The organism is Paraburkholderia sp. GAS333 (genome assembly GCF_050435665.1).
GTDB classification, from domain to species: domain Bacteria; phylum Pseudomonadota; class Gammaproteobacteria; order Burkholderiales; family Burkholderiaceae; genus Paraburkholderia; species Paraburkholderia fungorum_A.
Genome location: NZ_JBNDKS010000001.1, coordinates 695411 through 720160, shown reverse-complemented (window position 1 = coordinate 720160; position 24750 = coordinate 695411). Strand labels below are relative to the sequence as shown.

Below are 24750 nucleotides of genomic sequence, written 5' to 3'. Positions count from 1 at the left end.
GCATGACTGCTTTCGACGTACGTATCGGCATCAATCCGTTATCGTGGATGAACGACGATCTGCCCTCGCTCGGTGGCGAAACACCGCTCGATGTCGCGTTGACGGAAGGCCGCAAGATTGGCTATCAGGGCTTCGAACTCGGCAACAAATTTCCGCGCGAACCGCAGGCATTGAAGACACTGCTCGCGCAATACGATCTCGCGCTCGTGTCCGGCTGGTATTCGGGACGTCTCGCACGGCGCAGCGTCGAAGAGGAAATCGCGGAGGTGGGCCCGCATCTCGAACTGCTTGCGCAGAATGGCGCAACCGCGATGGTGTATGGCGAGGTTGCAGATTCGATTCAGGGTGCACCGCAGCCGCTTTATCAACGGCCGCGTTTTTTTAGCGACGCGCAGTGGGCTGCTTTCGCCGCACGTGTCGACGAATTCGCGCGCTATACGTTGAGCCGCGGAGTGCGGCTTGCTTACCATCATCATATGGGCGCGTATGTGGAAACGCCTGCCGATGTCGATCAGTTGATGGCTCGCACGAGCGATGCCGTCGGCCTGCTGTTCGACGCCGGACATATCACGTTTGCCGGGGGCGATCCGCTGGCCGTGCTCGACAAACATATCGCACGGGTTTGTCACGTGCATTGCAAGGACGTGCGTTCTGCCGTGATGAAGCTCGCGCGTAACCGCAACTGGAGTTTTCTCGACGCGGTGATCGCAGGTGCATTCACGGTGCCGGGCGACGGCGCGGTGAATTTCCCCGCGATCATCGAGCGGCTCAAGCGGCATGGTTATCGCGGCTGGCTGGTGGTCGAAGCGGAACAGGACCCGGTCGTCGCGCCATCGTATGAATATGCGCAGAAGGGCTTCACGACTTTGCGGACTCTCGTCGATGCACCGCTCGGCGCAGCAGACGCCGACACAGACACTACGCGTCAGGAGGCAGCATGAGTTTATTGGTGAAGGCACAGCGCGAAGGCCAGACGATCGCGCGAGTCACGCCGCAATCGGCGTGCTGGCGATATGTGGGATTCGCCGCGTACCGGTTGGGGACCAGCGAAGTGGTGCACGTGCTCGATGCGTCGCGCGAAGTGTGCATTGTCGTGCTCACGGGCGCAGTGGATATCGAAACGCCCGACACGAAATGGACCTCGCTCGGTTCGCGCGACAGCGTGTTCGAAGACGCCGCGCCTTACGCAGTGTATTTTCCGCCGAACGTGCCGGTTACAGTGCGCGCGTGTCGCGACGCGGAGATTGGTGTCGCGAGTGCGCCCGCCAAAGGCGAGTTTCCGGCGAGGCTGATCGAACCCGCTTCAATGAAACGCTCGACTCGCGGCAAAGGCCTGAATACGCGATACGTATGCGATATTCTCCCGCAGACCGAACCTGCCGAATCGCTGCTGGTGGTCGAAGTCAGAACGCCGGGCGGACATGCTTCGAGTTATCCGCCGCACAAGCACGACACCGACAATGTCCCGCACGAGAGTTCGCTCGAAGAGACTTATTATCACCGGCTCGATCCGCCGCAAGGGTTTGCGTTTCAGCGCGTGTACACCGATCTGCGCGATATCGACGAATCAATGGCCGTGGAAAATCACGACGTGGTGATGGTGCCGCGCGGCTATCATCCGGTAGTCGTTCCGTATGGGTACGACTCGTATTATCTGAACGTGATGGCCGGTGGCCAGCGGATCTGGCATTTCCATAACGACCCCGCGCATGAGTGGATCATTAATAAGGATGCTTGACAGTTTCTTTGAGCGCGGCGCATTCGGACAATCGAATGCGCCGCGCAACGCGCCCTACTTCCTCGCGGCCAGATCCACATTCAGGCCACCATCGATACCCATTCTCACCGTCCCTTTAGACACGTCGCGACGATAGCCGTACAGGTCGAACTTCATCACGCCAGGATTCGAACTGTCCTTGATATAGGTGCGCGTATTCGTGACCAGCGAGTTGAACATCTTCACATCGCCCGATTCGATCCACACGAAACTCTTGCCTGCATTGGCAGGCGGCCGCGCGGCAGGAATCGCGGGATCACGCCTGAACTTCAGTACCAGTCCGTCGTCGGTCACGGTCGCGCTTGCGAGGCGGCCCTGCAACACCGGCGGCGGGAAAACCGTGTACTGATCGAATACCAACTCGTTGCCCTTCAGCGCCACGCCCTTGCGCGTGAACGGCGTCAGCGAGGCCAGCGGAATATCGAGCGCACGCAGCAGACCGGCCTGCGGCACGCCGAGCACTTTCACCGATGTCGGTTCATACACGAGATGGCGCTCGTCCGCTGCGACGATCGTGCCGCTCATCGTGGTCGGCAACCAGACGCCGGGGAAGTGATTCCACAACTTGATGCCGCCCGTCACTTCGAGCTTTCCGTCAACCGGTTTCAATTGCAGATCGTTCAGCGAGCGCGGCTCGTAATCCAGCAGATAGTCGTTGAACAGCGCCGCCATTGCGGGCCACGGCTCCACTACCTCGCCACCGATAATACGGATATCGAACTGATCGGGATCGTCGAAATCGACCGGCTGACCGGCGTGCTTCGGCACCATCTGCGCATCCAGTGAACGCACGTGAAAGCCGATACGTCCCGCTACGTAGAAGTCCACGTTCTCGACGTGAATCAGCGGCGCGGTGCCGGACGAATGACGCTCGTCGGCGAGGACGGAACCTGGCGTGGCGGCGTTCTGCCCGGAAAACGCGGCGCGTGTGCCGACCGGAATCGCGTGGGCGACCGAGGCGGTGCGCAAAGTCTGCGGAACGTGTTGCCAGACGAGGCGCGCCTGCGCAAGCGCGGCCTGCTGCTCGCGGATAAAGCTGTCGTTATAACGCGCGTTCGCACTGCCGGTTTGCGACTGCGCGTCTTTCGCGCCACTTGCTCCCGCAATCGCGCTGGCTAGCGCCGGATACGACGGCAGATGCACATCGAGCGCACCCGCTTCGTCGAATGTGAAATAGCCGGCCGCCATCTGGTTGCGATAGTGATACAGGTCCAGCACGAACGGCGCGTTGCTGTCGATCGGCGTCAGCGCCATGTCGATATTCATCGGCATCGAGCGCATGAACTTGACGTCGCCGCCCTGCACCAGCATGCCGCGTGCAGGCATCGTCGCGGGCCAGTCGATCTTCGATACCGTGTGGTCGTCGAGCGTGAAGCGCACGCCCGCCGCGCTCGTGTCGATCTTCGCGATGCTCATGCGCAACGCGGGCGGCGGCGTGAGTTTGGCAACCTGCATCACCACGTCGTCGCCGTCGAGACGCGCAATCGGCGTGTCCACTTTCAGCAGGTCGGCCATTTTTACGTGCGCGGCCTGCATCAGCTTGTCCGCGCCGACACCGGCCACCTCGACATGATCGGCGCGGAACACGAGTTCGTCGGCATTGCGCATCGACAGCGAACCGGCCAGCACGATCGGCACCCACGTTTCGCGATGCATCTCTCCGGTGATGCGCAGCGTGCCGCCGTCCTGCGGCACGACCCGCATGTTGCGCAGCGGCGAGCCCTGATACTGGAACAGATAGCGATCGAAAATCGCGGTGAGCTTCGCGCTGTCGAGCGTGACGTCACCCCGGTGAACGTTGATCGTCACGCTGGTCGGATCGTCGAACACGATCGGCTGGCCGGGGCGCGCGGGAGTCAGCGTCGCGGCCATGTCGTGGATCATGAAGCCGATGTCGCCGGTCACGCGAAAATCGACATCGCGCGCGAACATCAACGAGCCGTCGATGCCGGAATCGCGCAACGTCAGTGGACGGTCGCGCTTTTCGCTCATGCCGCTCGCGGACGGCACGCGCGCGGCGACGCTTTGTTCGGCGGCGAGTTGCCGGGCTTTGGCGAGTTCCAGCGCGGGCCGTTGTGACGACGCAGAGTCGTGCGTGGTGTTGTCGGCCTGGCTTGCCGCTTTGGCCGAGGTTCCCGGCGAGCCGGATGGTGCCGGCGCGGTATCCGCCGTAGTTGAACTCGCGTCGGCGCACGCGGACATCAGAAGCGCGGCGGTCAGCAGCGCCGCGCCGATGCCAAACCGTGAGCGCCAGTCATCACGCGCACATGCTGCATCGCCATTCGAATGACGCGGATACAACCCGGCCACCTGACGATCCAATGCCCTTCCGCCCAACCTCGCCGATCTTTTCATGATGTCTCCTCCTGAAGCCGCGACGCGTCTTCGCGCGCCAGACACGGCAGGGTTCGTCACGCAGACGGCGGCTCGAAACACCACGCCGCGAGTGCGCGCCTTTGGACTGATTGTCTTTATTTGTCCGCTCGCTGCCGACAAGATTTCTGGAGGGCGCTCACCAAACGATCAAGCGTTTGAATCGTTTGGCGAGGTGACCGGCGAGCCGCATGGATCAAGGTTGAGCGGTGAATCGGGAAAGGAGATTCAAACGGCAATCAACGCGCGTTTGAGAGGCGGCACAGCGCATGAAGTGGAAAGCGAGCGGGAAAAATGCGGAAAACCTGCAGGCAGAGGCAACCGTGCGGCTAATCGCCCGCATGCGGCAACGCGATAAATGCGCATCGCAACGTAGCCGATATCAGCCGACGCCGAGCCATTCGTCGATCACGTCACCACGTGCGCGCAACGACGCCAGTTCGCCTTCGTACACGATCTGCCCGTGGCCCATCACGGCGACGCGGCGAGCAATCTGCTGCGCGATCACGAGACGCTGCTCGATCAGCAGGATCGCGCCGCCGCGATCGCGCAGCATCCGCAGACAACCGGCGACCTGCTCCATCACCTGACTCGCAAGACCCTCGCCGGGTTCGTCGATCACCAGCAGATCGGGATCGCCGACCAGCGCCCGCGCGAGCGTCAGCATCTGCTGTTCGCCACCCGACAGCGCACCGGCGCGCGTGCGCTTGCGCTCGGCGAGGACGGGGAAAAGCGCATAGGCGTCATCGATCGTGAAGCGCGGAACGCGCCCACGCGATCGCGGCGCGATTCCGAGTTGCAGATTTTCGTGGACGCTCAGCGCCGGGAACACATCGCGATGTTCGGGCACGTAACCCAGTCCGAGGCGTGCGATCTCGAAGGTGCACAGTCCCGCCAGCGAATGTCCCGCGAAACGCAATTCGCCGTCGCTGCGCACGAGGCCCATGATCGCGCGCGCGAGTGTCGAGCGGCCGGAGCCGTTGCGCCCGACCAGCGCCAGCACTTCGCCAGGCCCGATCTGCAACGTGACGCCGTGCAGGACCTGGCTCGCGCCATACCACGCGTTCAGTTCGCGGATGTCGAGCAAGGCGGTCATGCGCCGCGTCCTTTGGGCTGGGGTTTGTCGAAGCCGCTGCCGTTACCGAAATCTTCGCCGAGATACGCGGCCCGCACCGCTGCATCCGCGCGAATCGCCGCCGGTGTCCCGGTCGCGATGACGCGCCCCTGCACCAGCACCGAAATGCGATCAGCTATAGAGAAAACCGCGTCCATGTCGTGTTCGACCATCAGCAGCGTGCGCCCCGCCGTCGTCTCGCGGATCAGCTCGATCGCATGCGCCGCTTCCGCGCGATTCATGCCGGCGGTCGGTTCATCCAGCAACAACGTGTGCGCGCCGCCCGCGAGCGCAATGCCGAGGTCGAGCGCGCGCTGCCCCGCATAGCTGAGCGTGCCCGCGAGAACATGGCGGCGTGCGCCCAGGCCCACGGCGTCGAGCACCTGTTCGGCTCGTGCGTCGACCGTGCGCGAGCCGCTGAAGCGCTGCCACCATCGCAAGCGCCCGCGCTCGGCCAGCATCGCCGCGCAGCGCAGGTTGTCGAACACGCTCAGACGCGCGAACACGCTGGTGCTCTGGAAACTGCGCGCGAGGCCGCGGCGGGTGATCGCTGCCGGTGGCAGGCGCGTGATTTCTGCGCCGAACAGATCGATGCGCCCGGCGTTGGGACGCGCGCCGCCCGCGATCAGGTTGAAGATCGTCGACTTGCCCGCGCCGTTCGGACCGATCAACGCGTGGCGCTCGCCGGGTTCGATCGCGAGGTCGACGCCGCGCAGAATCTGCGTGGAGCCGTAGCGTTTTTCGATGCCGTATAGCGCGAGAGCCGGGATCATTGTGCGGCTCCGGTTTGCGCCGTAGGACTTACGAGCCCGACGCGATTCACCAGCCGCGCGTGTGCACGAACGGCGTAACGCGCGAACACCGCGCCCAAGCCCGCCAGCACGAACAGCACAGCGCACAGCGAGACCGGCGACGCGGCCAATGCCGACGGGACGCCCGGCACGCCGGAATTAGCGCCATCGTCCGCGCCGAATTGCACCGCGTACGCCCACTGCACCGCAAGCACGACGAACGCGATCCACAGTAGCGCCGCGCCCGCACTCCACAGATAAGCCGCGCGGCATTTGCCCCAGCCGAGGTTTGCCAGCCGCGCCGAGTGCCGCTGGACAAAGCCCGCCAGGCCGTCCGGCGACGCGACCACGACCACCACGAAGAACAGCCCGAGGTAGAACAGCCACGCGCGCGTCACGCTCGCCACCGCGACGCTGAAAAACGTCAGCACGATCGCGCCCGCCACGGGTCCGAAAAACGCGCCGGTCCCGCCGATCACCGTCGCGATCAGCACCGAACCCGAGCGCATCATGCTGACGCTTTCCGTCGATACCAGTTCGAGGTTAATCAGCCCCAGCGTCCCCGCGACGCCCGCGAAAAACGCCGACAGCACCACCACGCCAAAACGCACGCGCTTCGGATAGCAGCCAATCGCCGCCGCTCGCGTCGGGTTGTCGCGCACAGCATTCGCAAGACGCATGAACGGCGTGCGCGACAGACCGAACAGCGCCGCACTCGCCAGCAGACACCAGAGCGCGATGAGCGCATAAGCTTCGCGCGCCGGACCGAAGCTCCAGGGCCCGGACCATGGCCCACTCGCGCGATCGATCGCGACGCCCGCTTCGCCGCCGAACCAGTCGGGCAGCGCCCACGAAGCCGCCACCACGAGTTCGCCGAGACCGAGCGTGATCATCGCGAAGGCGGTGCCTGCGCGGCGCGTCGTGATAAAGCCGAACAGCACGCCGCACAGCGCGCCGCCGATGCCGCCGATCAACGGCAGCAGCGCGAGCGGCACGCCGATCCGGTTGAACACCTGCGCGGCGACCAACGCCCCGAGTCCCGAATACATCGCGTGACCGAACGACAGCAAGCCGGTTTCGCCGAGCAGCAGGTTGTACGAGAGCGCGAACACGATCATCGTCGCGCTTTGCGCAAGGTAGGCGAGCAACCAGCTTTGCGGCCAGATGAACGGCGGCACGACGAGGAAGACGACGAGCGCGAGCCACGGGGTGAGCGCACGCGCGATCGAGGCTGGTGCCGGAGCTTGTGGTCCGGTTGCATCAGACTTGGACCGGACAGATACATCTGGCGAGCCGGACGCGTGGCTGCTCTTACGCATGCTCGTCCCGCCTTCCGAACAGGCCACGCGGACGCAGCGCCAGCATTCCGACCAGCAGCAGATACGGAATCAGCGGCGCGACCTGCGCGAGCGTCAGCGCGTCCCACTCCGGCGGCGCCGACGCGCCAATCGCCGATAGCACGTCACCCAGTGACACGTCGCTCGCCACTGCCAGCGTCTGCACGCAGCCGACCAGCAACGACGCCGCCAGCGCTCCGCCAAGCGAACCCAATCCGCCGATCACGACCACGACGAACACGATCGAGCCGAGCGATTCCGCCATCGACGGTTCGATCACGAACAGCGGCGCGCCGATCACGCCGGCGAGCGCGGCGAGCGCCGTGCCGGCTGCGAATACGCCCGTGAATACACGCGGCACGTTATGGCCGAGCGCTTCGACGGCGCTCGCATGCGTGAGCGCGGCGCGCACGATCAGGCCCGCTCGCGACACCCGCAACACCGCGTACAACACCGCCAGCATCGCCAGCGACACGGCCATCATGAACGCGCGGTAACGCGAGAAAGCCGCGCCGTACAACGTGAACAGCGGACCGTCGAGCACGGACGGCACTGTCGCGGACAGCGGGTTCAAGCCCCAGCCGAGCTTCACCAGTTCGCCTAACAGATAAGCCGCGCCGAACGTGAGCAGCAATTCAGGCAGATGACCGTGCACGCGTACGCGCCGCAACAGCCAGCGCTCCAGCGCGGCGCCGATCAGACCGACGAGCAGCGGCGCGAGCACCAGCGCGCTCCAGAATCCCGCATGCGCCGCGACCGAGAAGCCGACATACGCGCCGAGCATGTAGAAGCTCGCGTGCGCGAAATTCAGCACGCCGAGCATGCTGAAAATCAGCGTGAGCCCCGCCGACAGCATTAACAGCAACAGCCCGTAGCTGACGCCGTTCAGCAGATTGATGACGAACGACTGCACGCGCCTATTCCGTCCACATATCGACGGCGAGCGGTTGCAGCGCCGCACGCAGATCGTCCGGCAGATTCACGGGACGCCGCGTCGCGCGGTCGACGTACACGTGCACGAAGTGTCCCTGCGCAGCGGGTTGAGCGTCGCCCTCCCGGAACAGCCCGACCTCGTAACGCACGCTCGTCGTGCCGAGCCGCACCACCCGCAAACCTGCTTCAATGCGGTCGGGAAACACGAGCGGCGCGAAGTAGTTGCAATGCGTCTCGACGACGAGCCCGATCGTCGCGCCGTGCTCGAAATCGAGCACGCCCGCGCGGACCAGATACTCGTTCACCACGGTGTCGAAATAGCTGTAGTAGACGACGTTGTTCACGTGACCGTAGACGTCGTTGTCCATCCAGCGAGTGGTGATGGGGAGGAAATGCGGGTAGGCGCTACGCTCGGCGGGGGCGGGTTTGCTCATCGTGGCGTGATGTTCTGGTCGGGTTGATGTGCGTGGATATCGTGACTGCAGGAATGGCTGCCGACGGTTCCGGTCGAGGGAGTTGCCGGGTGTTTGATTGGCTTTGGCTTTGGCTTTGGCTTTGGCTTTGGCGTTCTACCGATCGTAGCGACGTGTTCGCGTTTTCGAAAAACAACGGCCACATCGCATCGACGCCATGTCAGTCCGCTTACTGGCCCGGCTTCTCCACGAACTCGAACGGCAAGCCGCGCCGACGCATCCATTCACCGAGCGCCTGACCCGTGCCCGCGCGCCACGGCCGCAATCTGGCCGGTTCGACGAGCCGGTATTCGAGCAATTCCGGCGACAGCGCAATCGTGCCGTTCGCCTTCACGTGATACGCGATGATGAGTTCGTTCTTGCGCATGAACTCATACACGCCGACCAACTCGACCGATTCCGCGTGCAGCGACGTCTCTTCGAGCACTTCGCGCGCGATGCCCTGCTCCGGCGTCTCGCCGTTTTCGAGGAAGCCGGTGATCAGCGCGAACATGCCTTCGGGCCACGCGGCATTGCGCGCCAGCAGAATCTTGCCTTCATATTCGACGATTGCCGCCACTACCGGCAGCGGATTGTCCCAGTGGACGTAGCCGCACGTGGTATCGGGACAGCTCTGGCGAACCCGCCCGCCTTCGTGCTCGGGATCGGCGCGTTGGGTCAACGGCGTGGCGCAACGTGGACAAAATCGGTAGTCGGTCATGTCGTGAGGACGTCTCTTTTATCTTGTGTTTGAGGGTGTGTCTGGTGATCGGGATTGCGGTTGATACTGAGGTAGCGAGAGCGTGGGAGGCGAGGTCCAGTGGGTGCTGGGTGTAGCTCATGCGCTCGGCGTTCTGAGTCAACTTTGTGCTGCGATAAAACGGCGAAGCCGCGAAGCACGCGGTTTGGGCTAGGGGCTTTGGTGCTTGCTGGCTGCTTGCCCGCGTTGCCCTCGCTGCTTTGCTGCTTGCCGCTTGCTGCTTGCTGCTTGCTGCTTGCTGCTTGCTGCTTGCTGCTTGCTGCTTGCTGCTTGCTGCTTGCTGCCTGCTGCCTGCTGCCTGCTGCCTGCTGCCTGCTGCCTGCCGCTTGCCCGCTCTGCTACTTGCGGCTCACCGCTTGCCCGCTTTGCTGCTTACCGCTCACCGCATGCCCGCGTCGCCGCTCGCCGCTTTGCTGCCTGCCACCTATCGCTTGTTGCCCGCCGCTTTGCCGCCCCACTCAACCGCCACGTCACTAACTCATCGCATCACCGCACGCCCCGAAGCGGCATCAAGCTGCGCACAATTCGCGTACGTCGGCCGCAAAGCGCTCGACCGTCTCCGGTTGCGTGTCCCACGCGCACATCAGCCGGCAACCGCCCGCGCCGATGAACTCGTAGAACTTCCAGCCCCGCGCGCGCATCGCTCTTGCGGCTGGCGCGGGCAATTGCGCAAAGACCGCGTTCGATTCGCGCGGAAACATAATGCTGACGCCGGGAATTTCCTGCAACCGCGTCTGCAACAGTTCGGCCATCGCATTCGCGTGACGCGCGTTGCGCAGCCATACGTCGTTGTCGAGCAGACCCAGCCAAGGCGCCGAAATGAAGCGCATTTTCGACGCCAGTTGACCGGCCTGCTTCAGACGGTACGCGAAATCGTCAGCGAGCGAGCGGTCGAAAAACACCACCGCCTCGCCGACCGGCAAGCCGTTCTTGGTACCGCCGAAGCACAACACGTCGACGCCCGCGCGCCACGTGATCTCCGACGGATGCACGTCCAGCGCCGCCACCGCATTCGCGAACCGCGCGCCGTCCATGTGCACTTTCAGATGACGCCGCTTCGCGATCGCCGCAATCGCCCGCACTTCCTCGACGCTGTAGACCGTGCCGACTTCCGTCGATTGCGTCAGCGTGACGACTTTGGGCTTCGGGTAATGGATATCGGCGCGGCGCGTGACGACCGCCTCGATCGCGTCCGGTGTGAGTTTTCCGCCGATGCCCGGCGCCGTCAGCAACTTCGAGCCGCCGGAGAAAAATTCGGGACCGCCGCATTCATCGGTTTCGATGTGGGCGAGTTCGTGGCAGATCACCGAGTGATACGACTGACACAGCGACGCAAGCGCCAGCGAGTTCGCGGCCGTGCCGTTGAACACGAAGAACACTTCGCAATCGGTCTGGAACAGGTCGCGCAGACGGTCGCACACCTGGTTGGTCCACGAGTCGTCGCCGTAGGCCGGTTCGTGGCCGCTGTTATTGGCGGCGATCAGCGCCTGGAGCGCCTCGGGACAGATGCCGGCGTAGTTGTCGGACGCGAAATGTTGCATGGCGGGCGGCGCGTCGCGAGGCGGACGCGCGGTGGTGACGGGAAGCGGTCATTTTAGTGCGGCTGAGGGAATTTGGGGTTCGGGGCGGCTCCCGAACCGTCCGCCCGCCAAACCTGCCGGCGACCGCTAACAGTCAGCAACCTTTAACTGCATCCGCAATCGGGCATTCGTCCCCGGCCATTGCTTCGCGGCGTTATTACCACCGCGACCAAACCCGCAGCCCCCACTACCAACGCCCCCGCCGCGAGCCACAACGCCGGCGAAAACGACCCAGTATGTTCGGCGATCGGCGCGGCAACCAGCGGCCCCACGATCTGACCAACGCCATAGGCCGCTGTCGCATAACCCATCAAGCCGGCAGCATCGTCGCCCCGCAGACGCCTTGCCTCGCGCATCGCGAACAGCGTGATCGCGGTAAAAGGCAGACCGATCAGCATGCTGCCGATCGAAAAGCCGGCCGCCGTCGGCCAGATGATCCCCGATGCGATGCCGCACGCTTGCAGCACATAGCAGCCGGCGAGCAGGGTCCGGTTGTCCCAGTGCGCAGGCAGCCGCGCCGCCAGCAATGCGCCCGCCACCAGCGCCGCGCCGAACATCGGCCAGAACAGGTCGGGCCACGCGGACCCGGGCAGCGCATGACGCGCGATCACCGGCAGAAAGGTCGCCGTGATGATGTAGCCAAAGCCTGGAATGCCGTAGAGCAGCACGAGCCAGAATGCGTCGATGGGATGGGCGGTGGGATTTTTAGCGTGGCTGGGCGTGTGAACGCGGCTGCCAGGGGACGCACCCGCCGCAGGTTGATTGCTCAGACGCGAACTGTCGGCGGGCTTGTGCGCCCCGCCTCCGCTCCCCGGCGCTGCAGCGTTTCCGCCGTTCGCGCGGGCATCCGCGGCTGCTTGCCTGACACCAGACACATCGCTGAAAACCGGCCAGACCAGAATCGACAGAACCAGCGCGATCAGCCCGAAGCCGATCCATCCGGCCGTCGCGCCATAACCGCCTGCGACACTCACCAGCAACCCCGTCCCGACGATACCCACGCCCGGCCCGGTATAAATCACGCCGCCCCACCCATGCGCGCCGAGTTCGGCAAGCCGCCGCAAACCCCACTGGGACGCGAACACGAAGGTCCACGCGCTGGCCGCACCGGCGACGAAACGCACCACCGCCCAGACCCAGAACTGGCTGGTGAGGCCCATTGCCAGCGTCAGCAGAACCGTCGCGAGCAGCCCGGCGCGCACCATCCGGGCGGGCGAAATCCGCAACGCCGCGCATCCGACCGCGCCGACAAAATAGCCCGCATAGTTGAACGAAGCGAGCCAGCCGCCTTGCTGGATGTCGAGTTGCGGCTGACCGGGGGCCGCGCCGTGGAGCATCAGCGGCAACAACGGCGTGAACGCGAAACGCCCGATACCGAGGGCGACGGCCAGCGTCACCATGCAAGCAAGCGCCGCGCGACGGGCGGCATGACGATCGGCGAAAGTGTCGCGTAGGGGAGAAGCAAGATCGTTCGTGAGCATGGCGAATAAGGGCCGGGATGGGATGGGCCCGTCGAGTTGATGCTGGTTAATGAGAACAGAGGGTTCATCTCATATTAGCTTGACCAGACGATCACGAAAAATGAATAATCAGGATACCAACCATCGCCAGGAGAGAACTGTGGATCTGGCCGCCCTGACCATCTTTCGCGCCGTCGTGCGGGAAAACGGCGTGACGCGCGCCGCCGCGAAGCTCAATCGCGTGCAATCGAATGTCACGACGCGTATCAAACAGCTCGAGGAGCAACTTGGCACCGACCTGTTTATCCGCGACGGGCGGCGGCTCGTGCTGACCCCGGCCGGCGAAACGCTGCTGCCTTACGCCGAACGTCTACTCGCACTCGCCGATGAGGCGCGTCATGCGATCCGCGAAGATCGTCCGAGCGGACGCCTGCGTCTGGGGACGATGGAAAGTGTCGCCGCCACCCGTCTGCCCACTTTGCTCGCGCGTTATCACCAGCAGTGGCCCGCCGTCGCGCTGGAGCTTGAAACCGGCACGACCGGCAAACTGATCGAGCGGGTACGCGAATTCGAAGTGGATGCCGCGTTGCTGGCCACGCCACTCGATCCGGCCGCGCTCGGCGACCTGTTCGAGAGCGTGCCCGTGTTCAAGGAGGAACTGGTGATGCTCACGCCGCGCGGGCATCGGCCAATTCGCGAGGTGCGCGACGTCGCGCTGACCACGCTGATCGCGTTCGAACAGGGCTGCGCGTATCGGACTTATATCGAGAAGTGGTACATGGAACACGGCGTGCGGCCGGCACGGGTGCTGGAACTGGGCTCATATCACGCGATCGTCGCGTGTGTGGCTGCGGGCGCGGGAGTCGCGGTGGCTCCGCGCTCGGTGCTGAATCTGCAAACCGATTCGAGCAACATCACGGTTCACGAATTGCCCGATATCGGAACGATCGAGACCTTGCTGGTCTGGCGACGTGGACATTTTTCTTCCGCGCTCAACGCGTTGAAGAAGACGCTGCTGGCACCCGAGGATGCAGGAAAGCTGTATAGCGCGGAGATTGCCGCAGATGTGGGTAGCGCGGCGAACACGGACGTTGTTTGATCCGATCCGCTGAGGGAAAAACGTGGATGGCTAAAGCCTGCGAATTTGACGCTGCGGATCGCTACTCAGTTCGACAGTGCAAAAAAACTAAGGCCACGTGCCGCGCCGATCCTTCCAGCGCGCCACGTGGCCTTATCAGACTTGATCGGAAGTGACTGGGCCGTGCGGGCCCGGTCAACCACGAATCAGCGCTGAATCAAACGCAAATCAAAGCTGACCTTCAACCCAAGCTTTAACGCCTGCCAATGCCGCAGGCAGGTTGGCCGGCTCGGTGCCGCCAGCCTGAGCCATGTCCGGACGACCACCGCCCTTACCGCCCACCTGCTGCGCCACGAAGTTGACCAGCTCGCCAGCCTTGACCTTCTTGCTCGCGTCCGCAGTCACACCGGCGATCAGGCTTACCTTGCCACCGTCAACTGCAGCCAGCACGATGGCCGCGCTCTTCAGCTTGTCCTTCAGCTTGTCGACCGTTTCGCGCAACGTCTTGACGTCTGCACCTTCCAGCGTGGCCGCCAGCACATGGACGCCGCCGACTTCGACTGCCTGACCGGCCAGTTCGTCGCCCTGGCTCGAAGCCATCTTCGACTTCAGCGCGCTCAGTTCCTTTTCCAGCGCCTTCACCTGATCCTGCACCTGGCTGATGCGCTGCGTCAGTTCCGACGGTTGCGCCTTCAGCACGGCCGCAGCCGCATTGATGCGCGCGTCGAGGTCCTGCACGAAACGCACGGCGTTGTCGCCCGTAATCGCTTCCACGCGACGAATACCCGCCGCCACGCCGCCTTCCATCACGATCTTGAACAGACCGATGTCGCCGGTGCGTTGCACGTGCGTACCGCCGCACAATTCACGCGAGAAACCGAGGTCGAGCACGCGCACTTCGTCGCCGTACTTTTCGCCGAACAGCGCCATCGCGCCGCCCTTCACCGCTTCGTCGAACGGCATCACGCGCACGATGCCCGGCGCGTTCGCCAGCACTTCGGCGTTGACGATTTCTTCGACGCGGCGGATCTGCTCGTCCGTCATCGGCGAGTTGTGTGCGAAGTCGAAACGGGTCTTGTCTGCGTCGACCAGCGAACCCTTCTGCTGCACATGGCTGCCGAGCACTTCGCGCAGCGCCTTGTGCATCAGGTGCGTGGCCGAGTGATTGCGTTGCGTGCGAGCGCGGCGCACCGCGTCGATTTCCGCCTTGACCACATCGCCAACCTTCAGCGTGCCCTGCTCGACCGTGCCGTGATGACCGACCACGTCGGCCTGCACTTTCAGCGTATCGGCCACCGCGAAGCGAACGCTCGCGTTAGCCAGCACGCCCTGGTCGCCGACCTGGCCGCCCGATTCCGCGTAGAACGGCGTGTGGTCGAGCACGACGACAGCCTGCTGGCCGTCGCGCGCTTCCTGCACCGACACCCCGTCTACATACAACGCGATCACTTTCGCGTCGTCGAAGATGACTTCTTCGTAGCCGTGGAACGTAGTCTTCGCGCCCGAATATTCGAGGCCCTGCGCGATCTTGAACTTGCCCGCCGCGCGAGCCTGTTCGCGCTGACGCGCCATGGCTTCGTCGAACGCCGCTTCGTCGACCGTCACTTCGCGCTCGCGGCACACATCTGCCGTCAGATCCAGCGGGAAGCCGTACGTGTCGTGCAGCTTGAACGCGAGTTCGCCGTCGAGCGTCTTGCCGCCCTTTGCGTCGAGATCGGTCAGTGCCGATTCGAGGATCGACATGCCGTGCTCGATGGTCTCGAAGAAGCGCTCTTCTTCCTGACGCAGCACGTCGGTAACGCGTTGTTCGGCTTCCTTCAGTTCTGGATACGCCGCGCCCATCTGCTCGACGAGGTCGGGCACCATGCGATGGAAGAACGAACCTTTCTTGCCGAGCTTGTAGCCATGACGGATGGCGCGGCGCACGATCCGGCGCAGCACGTAGCCACGACCTTCATTGCCCGGAATCACGCCGTCGACGATCAGGAACGAGCACGCGCGGATGTGGTCGGCGATAACCTTCAGCGAGTTGTTCGTCAGGTCGGTGGTGGCTGTTTCGCGAGCCGCGGCCTTGATAAGCGACTGGAACAGGTCGATCTCGTAGTTGCTGTGCACGTGCTGCAGCACAGCCGCGAGACGCTCGAGCCCCATGCCGGTGTCGACGCTCTGCTTGGGCAACTTCGTCATGTTGCCTTGCGGGTCGCGATTGAACTGCATGAACACGAGATTCCAGATCTCGATGAAGCGGTCGCCGTCTTCTTCCGGCGATCCCGGCGGGCCGCCCCAGATTTCCGGACCGTGGTCGTAGAACACTTCGGAACACGGACCGCACGGGCCGGTGTCGCCCATGGTCCAGAAGTTATCGGATGCGTAACGCGCACCCTTGTTGTCGCCGATGCGGATGATCCGCTCTTTCGGCACGCCGATTTCGTTTTCCCAGATGGCGAACGCTTCGTCGTCTTCCTGGTAGACCGTGACCGTCAGCTTGTCGGCCGGCAGTTGGTAGACCTTGGTCAGCAATTCCCAGCAGTAGTGGATCGCGTCGCGCTTGAAGTAGTCGCCGAACGAGAAGTTGCCCAGCATTTCGAAGAACGTGTGGTGACGCGCGGTGTAGCCGACGTTTTCCAGGTCGTTGTGCTTGCCGCCCGCGCGCACGCTGCGCTGCGCGGTGGTGGCACGCGAATACGGGCGCGATTCCGCGCCGAGGAACACATCTTTGAACTGCACCATTCCCGAATTGGTGAAGAGCAGCGTCGGGTCGTTGCCGGGCACAAGGCTCGACGAGCGAACGATCGTATGGCCCTTCGATTCGAAGAACTTGAGGAATTTCTCGCGGATTTCAGCGGCTTTCATAGCGGGCGGGGGACGGGTTTGCCAGTTCCCTGGCTGTTACCGGCGGCATCGTGGGATGCGCCAACTGTTTGTTTCTTAAACGACTGATTATACGGGATCGGCGAGCGTGCGCGGCAGCGCCCCGCCGCGTTAGCCGTTCGGCCAGGTTTGCCCAGGGTTCGCGTGAGGTTGCGTCGTCCTGGGTTTCAGAAAAGGTCGGCAAAACGCGGACAGACTGAGCCTGGTCTGAGCGAGTAGTTACGAGTTTGCGGTTTTCCTGAATCGTCCTATGACGTTTGGCTGACTGCGCCCGCACGCTGTAATCGCTTAAGATTGCCTCCATCGACGGCGCCCCGCGCGCCGCCTGGACTACATAGGAAGGAGACATCAAACGAATGGGCGCTCTCAGTCATATCCGCGTGCTGGATCTCACACGCGTGCTCGCCGGACCGTGGTGCGCGCAGACACTCGCCGATTTCGGCGCCGACGTGATCAAGATCGAACGTCCCGAAGTGGGCGACGACACCCGTCACTGGGGCCCTCCGTATCTCAAGACGCCGGAAGGCTCGGACACCCTCGAGGCCGCGTACTACCTCGCGGCAAACCGCAACAAGCGCTCGGTCACCGTGGACATCGCGTCGCCCGAGGGCCAGCGGATCATCCGCGAACTGGTTGCGCAGAGTGACGTAGTACTGGAAAACTACAAGGTCGGTCAACTGAAGAAGTACGGGCTCGATTACGCGTCGCTGAAAGAGGTGAAGCCCGATCTGATTTACTGCTCGGTCACGGGTTTCGGGCAAACCGGTCCGTATGCGCAGCGCGCCGGCTACGACTTCATCGTGCAAGGCATTGGCGGCTTCATGAGCATTACCGGCGAACGTGACGGCCAGCCGGGCGGCGGTCCGCAGAAAGCCGGCGTTGCGATTGCGGACCTGATGACCGGCATGTACTCGACCGTCGCCGTGTTGACCGCCCTCACGCATCGCGATCGCACGGGCGAGGGGCAATACATCGACATGGCGCTGCTCGACGTGCAGGTGGCGATGCTCGCGAACATGAATTCGAACTACCTGGCGAGCGGGCAGCCGCCGGTGCGCTGGGGCAACGCGCATCCGAACATCGTGCCCTACCAGACCTTCCAGACGAGCGACGGCTGGATCATCGTCGCGGTCGGCAACGACGGGCAGTTCCGCAAGTTCGTCGAAGCGGGCGGACAACCCGAACTTGCCGATGACGAGCGTTTCGCGACCAATCCGTCGCGGGTGCGTCACCGCGACATCCTCGTGCCGATTCTCGCCGACATGGTTATCCGCCAGGGCAAGCAGGAATGGATCGCCGCGCTTGAAGCGGCGGGCGTGCCGTGCGGGCCGATCAACGATCTCGGTGAGGTATTCGAGAACGAGCAGGTGGTGGCGCGCGGGTTGAGAGTCGATCAGCCGCATCCGTCGGGCGGCACGGTCAAACTGGTGCGCAATCCGATCAATATGACGGGGACGCCGCCCGAAGCAGTGAGCCATCCGCCGATGCTCGGCGAGCACACCGAAAGCATTCTGCGCGACGTGCTCGGCTATGACGACGAGCGGATCAAGGCGCTGCGGGGGCAGTCGGTTATTTGAGGGTGAGTTTGGGGCAGTGGTGGTTTGAGGCAGTGAGGCCGTGTTGACAGACGGAGGCGATGCAGTGAATACGGCGAATGCCCCTCTGCTCCGTGCCCCGCTCGCCACTACGTCCGTATTCACGCGAGCGAGCCACCAAACGCCCGCCAATCAACCCGATGTCAACGTGACCCGCCCAAAGAGTCCAGCCAGCTCCGCCCTTCGCTCCAGTCGCCCAAACCGCTATCGGCATTGATATGGCCACGCGCGCCGACGCCAACCCATCGGCTGCCCCAGGCATTCGCACAATCCTGCGAAAACGGTACGCCGCCGTAGGGATCGTCGCTACTCGCCACGACAATGCCAGGAAACGGCAACGGCAAAAGCGGCACCGGCGCGAACCCGCTGGCGTCTCGCGGAAAATGAGCCCCGGCGGGATCGGGCACGGCGACCAGCAACGCGCCGGCCACCTTCGCAAGTTGCGCCGCGCTCGCGTATCGGGTGGCCCAGAAAGCCGCCGTCAGACAGCCGAGGCTATGGGCAGCGAGCACCACCGGCGAATCGGCTGCGGCCACTGCGGAATCGAGCGTGCGGCACCACGCGTCGCGCACGGGATGATCCCAGTCCAGCATCTGTACACGCGTGAATGCCGGATCGAGTGATTCCCAGCGCGTTTGCCAGTGACCCTCACCGGAATTCTGATACCCCGGCAGCACGAGTACCTTCAGTTTTTCCCCGTTCATCGCATTTCCCGTTGCTGGTTTTTTAGGTCGTTGATTTGTCGACATCCACCACAGCGCGTGCGTTATCGGATCACACGCGCCACGCCGACGCCACGCGGATCGGCGACCGGCTCCGGCGTCGTTCCGTCGATGCGGATCATCTGCACATCGCCATTGAACGACTGCGCTTCGACCGTGTAGCCCAGCGCCTTCAACTGATCGCCCAGCTCGGTCGGAACCGGACGATACGGCTCGAAGTAAATCGTCTTCTGCGGCAGCAGTTGATGATGAAAACGCATCGCCGCAACCGCATCGGCGGGCGCCATGTTGAAGTCGTACAGATTGGTCATCACCTGAAAAATCGACGTCAGGATACGCGAGCCGCCCGGCGTGCCGATCACTAGCGCCACCTTGTTGTCCTTCAGCATGAGCGTCGGCGTCATCGACGACAGCGGGCGGCGTCCCGCCGCGACCGTATTGAGATCATCGCTGCTCGCGCCGGCCGTTTTGTCGCTGCCCGGTTTCGTGACGAAATCGTCCATCGCGTTGTTCAGCAGGAAACCCGCGCTATCGACCACCACGCCCGAACCGAAATCGCCGTTCAGCGTGTAAGTGTTCGAGACGGCATTGCCCCACTTGTCGACCACGGAGAAATGCGTGGTTTGGGTCTTTTCCGGCAGCGCATCGCCGAGACCCGGCTTGACCGGCGCGGCGCCCGGCACTTCGTCGGGCTTCACTTCGTCGGCGCGTGGCGCGAGATAGGCGTCGTCGGTGAGCTTGTCGACGGGAATTTTGTACGAATCGGGATCGCCGAGGTATTGCTGCCGGTCGGCAAACACGCGGTCCTCGATCTGGGCGATCAGGTGAATGTACGGCGCGGAGTTCAATTCGAGGCCGTCGAATACCTGCTTCAGATCTGCCCGCATCTTCAGCATCTGGATCAGTCCGACGCCGCCCGAACTCGGCGGCGGCGCGGTGATCACCCGATAGCCGTTCCAGTCGGCGGAAAGCGGTTGGCGCCACACGGCCTTGTACTGAATCAGGTCCTGCTTCGTGACGAGGCCGTGGCCGTACATCTGCTGCGCGATCAGGTCGGCGGTACGGCCTTCGTAGAACTCACGGCCACCGTCGCCGGCAATCCGCGACAGCGTCTGCGCGAGTTCCGGCTGACGGAAAGTTGCACCGGTCTTGAGATTCGAGAAATACGCGTCGAAATTGGTCTTACCCGTAAAATTCTTCGCCGCCGCGTCGCGCCGCTGCTGCAGCCATGGCTCGACCGGAAAGCCGTCGGTGGCGTAATGGATCGCGGGCGCCAGCACCTGCTTCCACTTCAGCTTGCCAAAGCGCTGCTGCGCCTGCCACATTCCGTCAACCGTCCCCGGCACGCCTACCGCGCGGGCGCCGACCACGCTCATGCCCGGCAGCAGGTTGCCCTTGTCATCGACGTACATGTCGCGGGTCGCCTGTTGCGGCGCCCGCTCGCGGTAGTCGAGAAAGTACGGTTTGCCGTCCATGAACAAGGTCATGAACCCGCCCCCGCCGATATTCCCCGCGTCCGGCCGCGTCACGGCGAGCGTGAAGGCGATGGCGACGGCGGCATCCACCGCGTTGCCGCCGGCGGCGAAGATCTGCTGCGCGGTGTCGGCGCTGTAGCCATCCGGCGCGGCCACCGCCGATGCGTCGAACACGGGCTTCGGCGGCGCCGTTTTCGCTAGCGCCGTACCCGGCGCGACAACGCTGCCGGTGAACGCGACGAACAGCGCCGAAGCCATCGCGATGCGGGCGAGAGAAAGAGAAGCGAAAGACGCGCGACGCGCGCCGTGGGTCGGTAAAGACATCCGAGAAACTCCGGCAACTAAGGGCGCCATGGTGCACGAGCAGCGGCGGTTCGTGCAAGGCAGCAATGGGCGGTAAGGGCGATGCGGCCTGCGCTGCGTGGACGGCTGCGACGGATGCGCGCGCTGCGCGTCGAAGCACAAGCTGCACTGCCCCGAAAAAGAGCGGGCGGCCAGCCTGCGGGCCGCTGGAGAACGTGCCAACGGATGGCGGTCTCGCCAGGAAACGCGTGAAAGCGCACCACGAAAACGGAGCGATCGCGCGCAGGAAATCCGGACGTTCGCGTTAAAGCTCGCGGTAGAGACGCAACGTCGTCGGATAAGGCCCTTGCGATCCGGTCACGTTCAAGGTCACGGGCCGCCGCCGCGGAACCTTGGCGCGGCGCGATCCGCGAGCAATGAGGGCCGTTCAGATTGCGACGGCCTGACACAAGGCCGTCTGGGTCCAGGAAACTCCGCAAATCCGACAGCCTGAAACGGGGCAAATCCCGCACCCGACCCAGCCGCGACATCCCGCGGGCGAACCCGTGCCGCAGCATCCTAAATCGCGCGGGCAAGCGCGAACAAAACGTTTTACCTCCTGTTACAGCGCTCAATCAGCCGTAAGCCAAACCCCAAACCGCGCCGAAAACCGCTCAAACGTTGGCTGCACGCCGCACTCGCCTGCCGCCCGCGAACTCGTCAGGTAGAATTGTCGGATAAGTGGGACGTATTGCGCGGCCCCGACAGACTTTCACCACCTCGCATGAATACCGAACGCAACGACGCGCCAGCGGCATCCAATTTCATCCGTAACATCATTGACGACGACAACCGCACCGGCAAGTGGGGCCAGCGCGTCGAAACGCGCTTTCCGCCCGAGCCGAACGGCTATCTGCACATTGGCCATGCCAAAAGCATCTGCCTGAACTTCGGCGTGGCGCGCAGCTACGGCGGCGTCTGCCATTTGCGTTTCGACGACACGAATCCGGAAAAGGAAAGCGTCGAATACGTCGACTCGATCATCGACTCGGTGCGCTGGCTCGGTTTCGAGTGGGAAAAAGAAGGCAAGGAACAGCTCTTCTACGCGAGCGATTACTACGACAAGCTGTATGAATTCGCCGAACTGCTGATCCAGCGCGGCAAGGCATATGTAGACAGCCAGTCGGCCGAAGAAATGCGCGTCAACCGTGGCTCGGCCACCGAAGTCGGCACGCCGTCGCGCTTCCGCGAGCGTTCGGTGGAAGAGAACCTCGACCTGTTCCGCCGCATGAAGGCCGGCGAGTTCAAGGAAGGCGAGCACGTGCTGCGCGCGAAGATCGACATGTCGTCGCCGAACTTCAACATGCGCGATCCCGTCATCTACCGGATCCGCTTCGCGCATCACTACCGTACCGGCGACACCTGGTGCGTGTACCCGATGTACGACTACACGCACTGCATTTCGGACGCGCTGGAAAACATCACGCACTCGCTGTGCACGCTCGAATTCGAAGACCACCGTCCGCTGTACGACTGGATTCTGAACGAGTTGGCCGAAGCGGGCATTTTCACGCGCCCGCTGCCGCAACAAATCGAGTTTTCGCGCCTGAACCTGACCTACGCGATCACCAGCAAGCGCAAGCTGCTGCAACTGGTGAACGAAGGCCACGTAGACGGCTGGGACGACCCCCGCATGCCGACCATCGTCGGCGTGCGCCGTCGCGGCTTCACGCCCGAGTCGATCCGGTTGTTCTGCGAGCGCATCGGCGTCACCAAGGTCGATTCGTGGATCGACATGAGCGTGTTCGAAGGCGCGCTGCGCGACGATCTCGATGCCAAGGCGCCGCGCACCGTCGCCGTGCTCGACCCGGTCAAGCTGATCATCGACAACTTCCCGGAAGGCGTGAGCGAGCCGTGCAGCGCGCCGGTTCATCCGCATCATCCGGAACAGGGCGTGCGCGAGTTTCCGATTTCGCGCGAACTGTGGATCGAGCGCGAGGACTACAACGAAACGCCGCCGAAGGGCTATTTCCGTCTGTTCCCGGGCAACAAGGTGCGTTTGCGTTACGGCTACGTGATCGAATGCATCGGCGCGGACAAGGATGAAAACGGCAACATCGTTGCGGTTCACTGCAACTATTTCCCGGACAGCAAATCGGGCACCGAAGGCGCGAACAACTACAAGGTCAAGGGCAATATCCACTGGGTCAGCACGGCAGCCGCATGCCCGGCCGAAGTGCGCATCTACGACCGTCTGTTCAAGGAAGCGCAACCGGACGCCGGTGGCCGCGAATTCCTCGACGCGTTGAATCCCGACTCGAAGCGCGTGGTCAACGCATATCTGGAGCAAGGCGCGCGCGACGCGCTGCCGGAACAGCGTTTCCAGTTCGAGCGCCATGGCTACTTTGTCGCTGACCGCGTCGATTCGAAGCCGGGCAAGCCTGTGTTCAATCGCATCGTCAGCTTGCGCGACAGTTGGGGCAAGCCGGCGTAAGCTGGTGCGGTTATAGCCCGTCACGCGTCTGAAGCGAAATACGGCGTGCATCTCGCTCTTGAGATGTACGCCGTTTCCTTACATGATGCTCTATCGACAGTGACAGCGCGGCCACGCCGCGCGCTAGTCCGGGAGGCCCGATGAAATTTGCAGCCCGCCGCTGGGGGAGTACCCGAGATACGACTCGCGGCCCATGTCGCGAAGGCCGTGCGCTTGCCGCCATCGCCCCCTGCGCCCCCGCCCCTGCCTCCGGCTTCGCCTATCGCACCGGTTGCATGCTCGTAGCTCTGGCCGCCGTCGGCACGTCGCTCGCCAGCCCTGCCCGCGCGGACGAACTCACCGGCACGCTTAAAAAAATCCACGACGACGGCGCCGTCACTCTGGGCGTACGCGAGGCATCGATCCCCTTCTCGTATTTCGACGGCAAGAGCACCGTCGGCTACTCGCAGACCATCGCGCTGCAAATCGTCGACGAAATCAAGAAGACGCTCGGCCTGCCGCAACTGAAGGTTCACGAAGTGACCGTGACCTCGTCGAACCGCACGCCGATGCTGCTGAACAACCAGATCGACCTCGAATGCGGGTCGACTACGCATACGGCTGAGCGCGAAAACGTCGCCGCGTTCTCGAACAGCTTCTTCCAGTATGCGGTGCGCATGATCACCCGCAAGAACGCGGGCATTACGGATTTCCCGGAACTGGCAGGCAAGGCGGTCGTGACGACCGCAGGCACGTCCGACGAACGTTTGTTGCGCCGCCTGAATACCGACAAGCATCTGAACATGCGCATTACCAGCGCGCGCGATCACATGGAAGCCTTCAACGCGTTCAAGGACGACCGGGCGGTGGCGTTCGTGATGGACGAGCCGATCGTCTACGGCCTCAAGGCGACCGACCCACGTTCTGCGGATTTCATCGTGACGGGCACGCCGCTCGGCTACGAGGTGTACGCGTGCATGTTCCGCAAGGGCGACGAGCCGTTCCGCGAACTGGTGAACGGGGTGATCGCACGCGCGCAGACCTCCGGGGATGCCGAGCGCCTGTACAAACAGTGGTTCACACAGCCGATTCCGCCGCACGCTATCAATCTGAATTTTCCGCTGTCGGAACAGAATCGCGCGCTGTTTGCACATCCGAACGACCGCGCGCTCGACTGAGCTTGCGGCGCAGCGCCGCTAAAGCGAACGGTGCAATTCCGTCAGCGACAGCGTGGTCTCGAAAAGGCGCGTGAGGCTGCGGCTCGCATACTTCGGAATCTCGTCCAACGCAGCCCAGCGATACGCGTCCATTTCGGGAATCATCGTGCCGTCCGAGCGACGCGGAAACATCGACGTGCAGGTGCAGATAGAGAGGTCGAGTTCGTCGGCGCCGGCCCGTGCCGCGAACAGATGCAGGTCCTTGTCTCGCCGGTAGACAAACAGCCCGAGATCCTTCAGACGCGCCGGGTCGATGGCGATGCCCGTTTCTTCGACCATCTCGCGCAGTGCCGTGACGTGCGGCGCTTCGCCCTCTTCGCCATGACCTTTCGGGATGTCCCAATGCGACGTTTCCGTGGCGTGCGCGAGCAGCAACCGGCCGTCCGGGTCGAGCAGGACGATTCCGCAAGACACCACGCGCGCGCTCATTCACGCCCCTCGCCATGCACTCCCACGCGTG

General features: G+C 63.6%; 19 protein-coding genes. 6 read left to right on the top strand and 13 right to left on the bottom strand.

Annotation, left to right across the window (positions count from 1 at the left end; genetic code table 11):
- Window positions 1-2 precede the first annotated feature (2 nt).
- Window positions 3-941, top strand: coding sequence for a myo-inosose-2 dehydratase (iolE, locus tag ABH945_RS03340; RefSeq protein WP_429249698.1), 939 nt, complete (start codon window positions 3-5; stop codon window positions 939-941).
- Window positions 938-1738 (top strand): 5-deoxy-glucuronate isomerase, encoded by an 801-nt coding sequence (iolB, locus tag ABH945_RS03335; RefSeq protein ID WP_074764764.1) that lies wholly within the window; start codon window positions 938-940, stop codon window positions 1736-1738. Before iolE ends, iolB begins: the two co-directional genes overlap by 4 nt.
- A gap of 54 nt (window positions 1739-1792) precedes the next feature.
- Here iolB and ABH945_RS03330 read toward each other — a convergent pair whose 3' ends face one another.
- The 9 genes from ABH945_RS03330 to ABH945_RS03290 form a co-directional block, all read right to left on the bottom strand.
- Window positions 1793-3979, bottom strand: coding sequence for a hypothetical protein (locus ABH945_RS03330; protein ID WP_429250358.1), 2187 nt, complete (start codon window positions 3977-3979; stop codon window positions 1793-1795).
- A gap of 553 nt (window positions 3980-4532) precedes the next feature.
- Window positions 4533-5246 (bottom strand): ABC transporter ATP-binding protein, encoded by a 714-nt coding sequence (locus ABH945_RS03325; RefSeq protein ID WP_429249697.1) that lies wholly within the window; start codon window positions 5244-5246, stop codon window positions 4533-4535.
- On the bottom strand, window positions 5243-6037 hold the full coding sequence (locus ABH945_RS03320) for an ABC transporter ATP-binding protein (protein WP_429249696.1): 795 nt from the start codon (window positions 6035-6037) through the stop codon (window positions 5243-5245). The genes ABH945_RS03325 and ABH945_RS03320 overlap by 4 nt, the downstream gene beginning before the upstream one ends.
- Entirely contained in the window at window positions 6034-7374 is a 1341-nt protein-coding gene (locus ABH945_RS03315; protein WP_429249695.1) for a branched-chain amino acid ABC transporter permease, read from the bottom strand. The genes ABH945_RS03320 and ABH945_RS03315 overlap by 4 nt, the downstream gene beginning before the upstream one ends.
- The gene (locus ABH945_RS03310; protein WP_429249694.1) at window positions 7367-8305 is read right to left on the bottom strand and encodes a branched-chain amino acid ABC transporter permease; all 939 of its coding nucleotides are present in this window, start codon (window positions 8303-8305) and stop codon (window positions 7367-7369) included. Before ABH945_RS03310 ends, ABH945_RS03315 begins: the two co-directional genes overlap by 8 nt.
- Before the next feature lie 4 nt (window positions 8306-8309).
- A complete protein-coding gene (locus tag ABH945_RS03305; RefSeq protein ID WP_074764772.1) occupies window positions 8310-8759 on the bottom strand; it encodes an acyl-CoA thioesterase in 450 nt (149 codons plus the stop codon).
- Window positions 8760-8967: 208 nt separating this feature from the next.
- Window positions 8968-9498 carry an NUDIX domain-containing protein gene (locus ABH945_RS03300; RefSeq protein WP_429249693.1) on the bottom strand — a complete coding sequence of 177 codons (531 nt, stop codon included), beginning with the start codon at window positions 9496-9498 and terminating at the stop codon, window positions 8968-8970.
- A gap of 548 nt (window positions 9499-10046) precedes the next feature.
- Window positions 10047-11078 carry a threonine aldolase family protein gene (locus tag ABH945_RS03295; protein WP_429249692.1) on the bottom strand — a complete coding sequence of 344 codons (1032 nt, stop codon included), beginning with the start codon at window positions 11076-11078 and terminating at the stop codon, window positions 10047-10049.
- A gap of 143 nt (window positions 11079-11221) precedes the next feature.
- Window positions 11222-12598 carry a YbfB/YjiJ family MFS transporter gene (locus tag ABH945_RS03290; protein ID WP_429249691.1) on the bottom strand — a complete coding sequence of 459 codons (1377 nt, stop codon included), beginning with the start codon at window positions 12596-12598 and terminating at the stop codon, window positions 11222-11224.
- 139 nt (window positions 12599-12737) lie between these two features.
- Here ABH945_RS03290 and ABH945_RS03285 point away from each other — a divergent pair, with 139 nt between their 5' ends.
- The gene (locus ABH945_RS03285; RefSeq protein WP_074764780.1) at window positions 12738-13676 is read left to right on the top strand and encodes a LysR family transcriptional regulator; all 939 of its coding nucleotides are present in this window, start codon (window positions 12738-12740) and stop codon (window positions 13674-13676) included.
- A gap of 207 nt (window positions 13677-13883) precedes the next feature.
- Here ABH945_RS03285 and alaS read toward each other — a convergent pair whose 3' ends face one another.
- Complete coding sequence (alaS, locus tag ABH945_RS03280) at window positions 13884-16508, bottom strand: alanine--tRNA ligase (RefSeq protein ID WP_429249690.1); 2625 nt, start codon at window positions 16506-16508, stop codon at window positions 13884-13886.
- Window positions 16509-16882: 374 nt separating this feature from the next.
- On the opposite strand from alaS, the gene ABH945_RS03275 reads away from it, so the two are divergent.
- Complete coding sequence (locus tag ABH945_RS03275) at window positions 16883-18103, top strand: CaiB/BaiF CoA transferase family protein (RefSeq protein ID WP_429249689.1); 1221 nt, start codon at window positions 16883-16885, stop codon at window positions 18101-18103.
- Between the two features lie 161 nt (window positions 18104-18264).
- Here the strand turns inward: ABH945_RS03275 and ABH945_RS03270 are convergent, their stop codons facing one another.
- On the bottom strand, window positions 18265-18825 hold the full coding sequence (locus tag ABH945_RS03270) for an RBBP9/YdeN family alpha/beta hydrolase (RefSeq protein WP_429249688.1): 561 nt from the start codon (window positions 18823-18825) through the stop codon (window positions 18265-18267).
- Window positions 18826-18887: 62 nt separating this feature from the next.
- On the bottom strand, window positions 18888-20642 hold the full coding sequence (ggt, locus tag ABH945_RS03265; RefSeq protein ID WP_429249687.1) for a gamma-glutamyltransferase: 1755 nt from the start codon (window positions 20640-20642) through the stop codon (window positions 18888-18890).
- 742 nt (window positions 20643-21384) lie between these two features.
- Between ggt and ABH945_RS03260 the strand changes: the two genes are divergently transcribed.
- Both ABH945_RS03260 and ABH945_RS03255 read left to right on the top strand, forming a co-directional pair.
- On the top strand, window positions 21385-23094 hold the full coding sequence (locus ABH945_RS03260) for a glutamine--tRNA ligase/YqeY domain fusion protein (RefSeq protein ID WP_429249686.1): 1710 nt from the start codon (window positions 21385-21387) through the stop codon (window positions 23092-23094).
- A gap of 275 nt (window positions 23095-23369) precedes the next feature.
- Window positions 23370-24251, top strand: a complete 882-nt coding sequence (locus ABH945_RS03255) for a transporter substrate-binding domain-containing protein (protein ID WP_429249685.1) — start codon at window positions 23370-23372, stop codon at window positions 24249-24251.
- Between the two features lie 18 nt (window positions 24252-24269).
- Here ABH945_RS03255 and ABH945_RS03250 read toward each other — a convergent pair whose 3' ends face one another.
- Window positions 24270-24719 (bottom strand): NUDIX hydrolase, encoded by a 450-nt coding sequence (locus ABH945_RS03250; protein ID WP_429249684.1) that lies wholly within the window; start codon window positions 24717-24719, stop codon window positions 24270-24272.
- Between the last annotated feature and the right edge of the window lie 31 nt (window positions 24720-24750).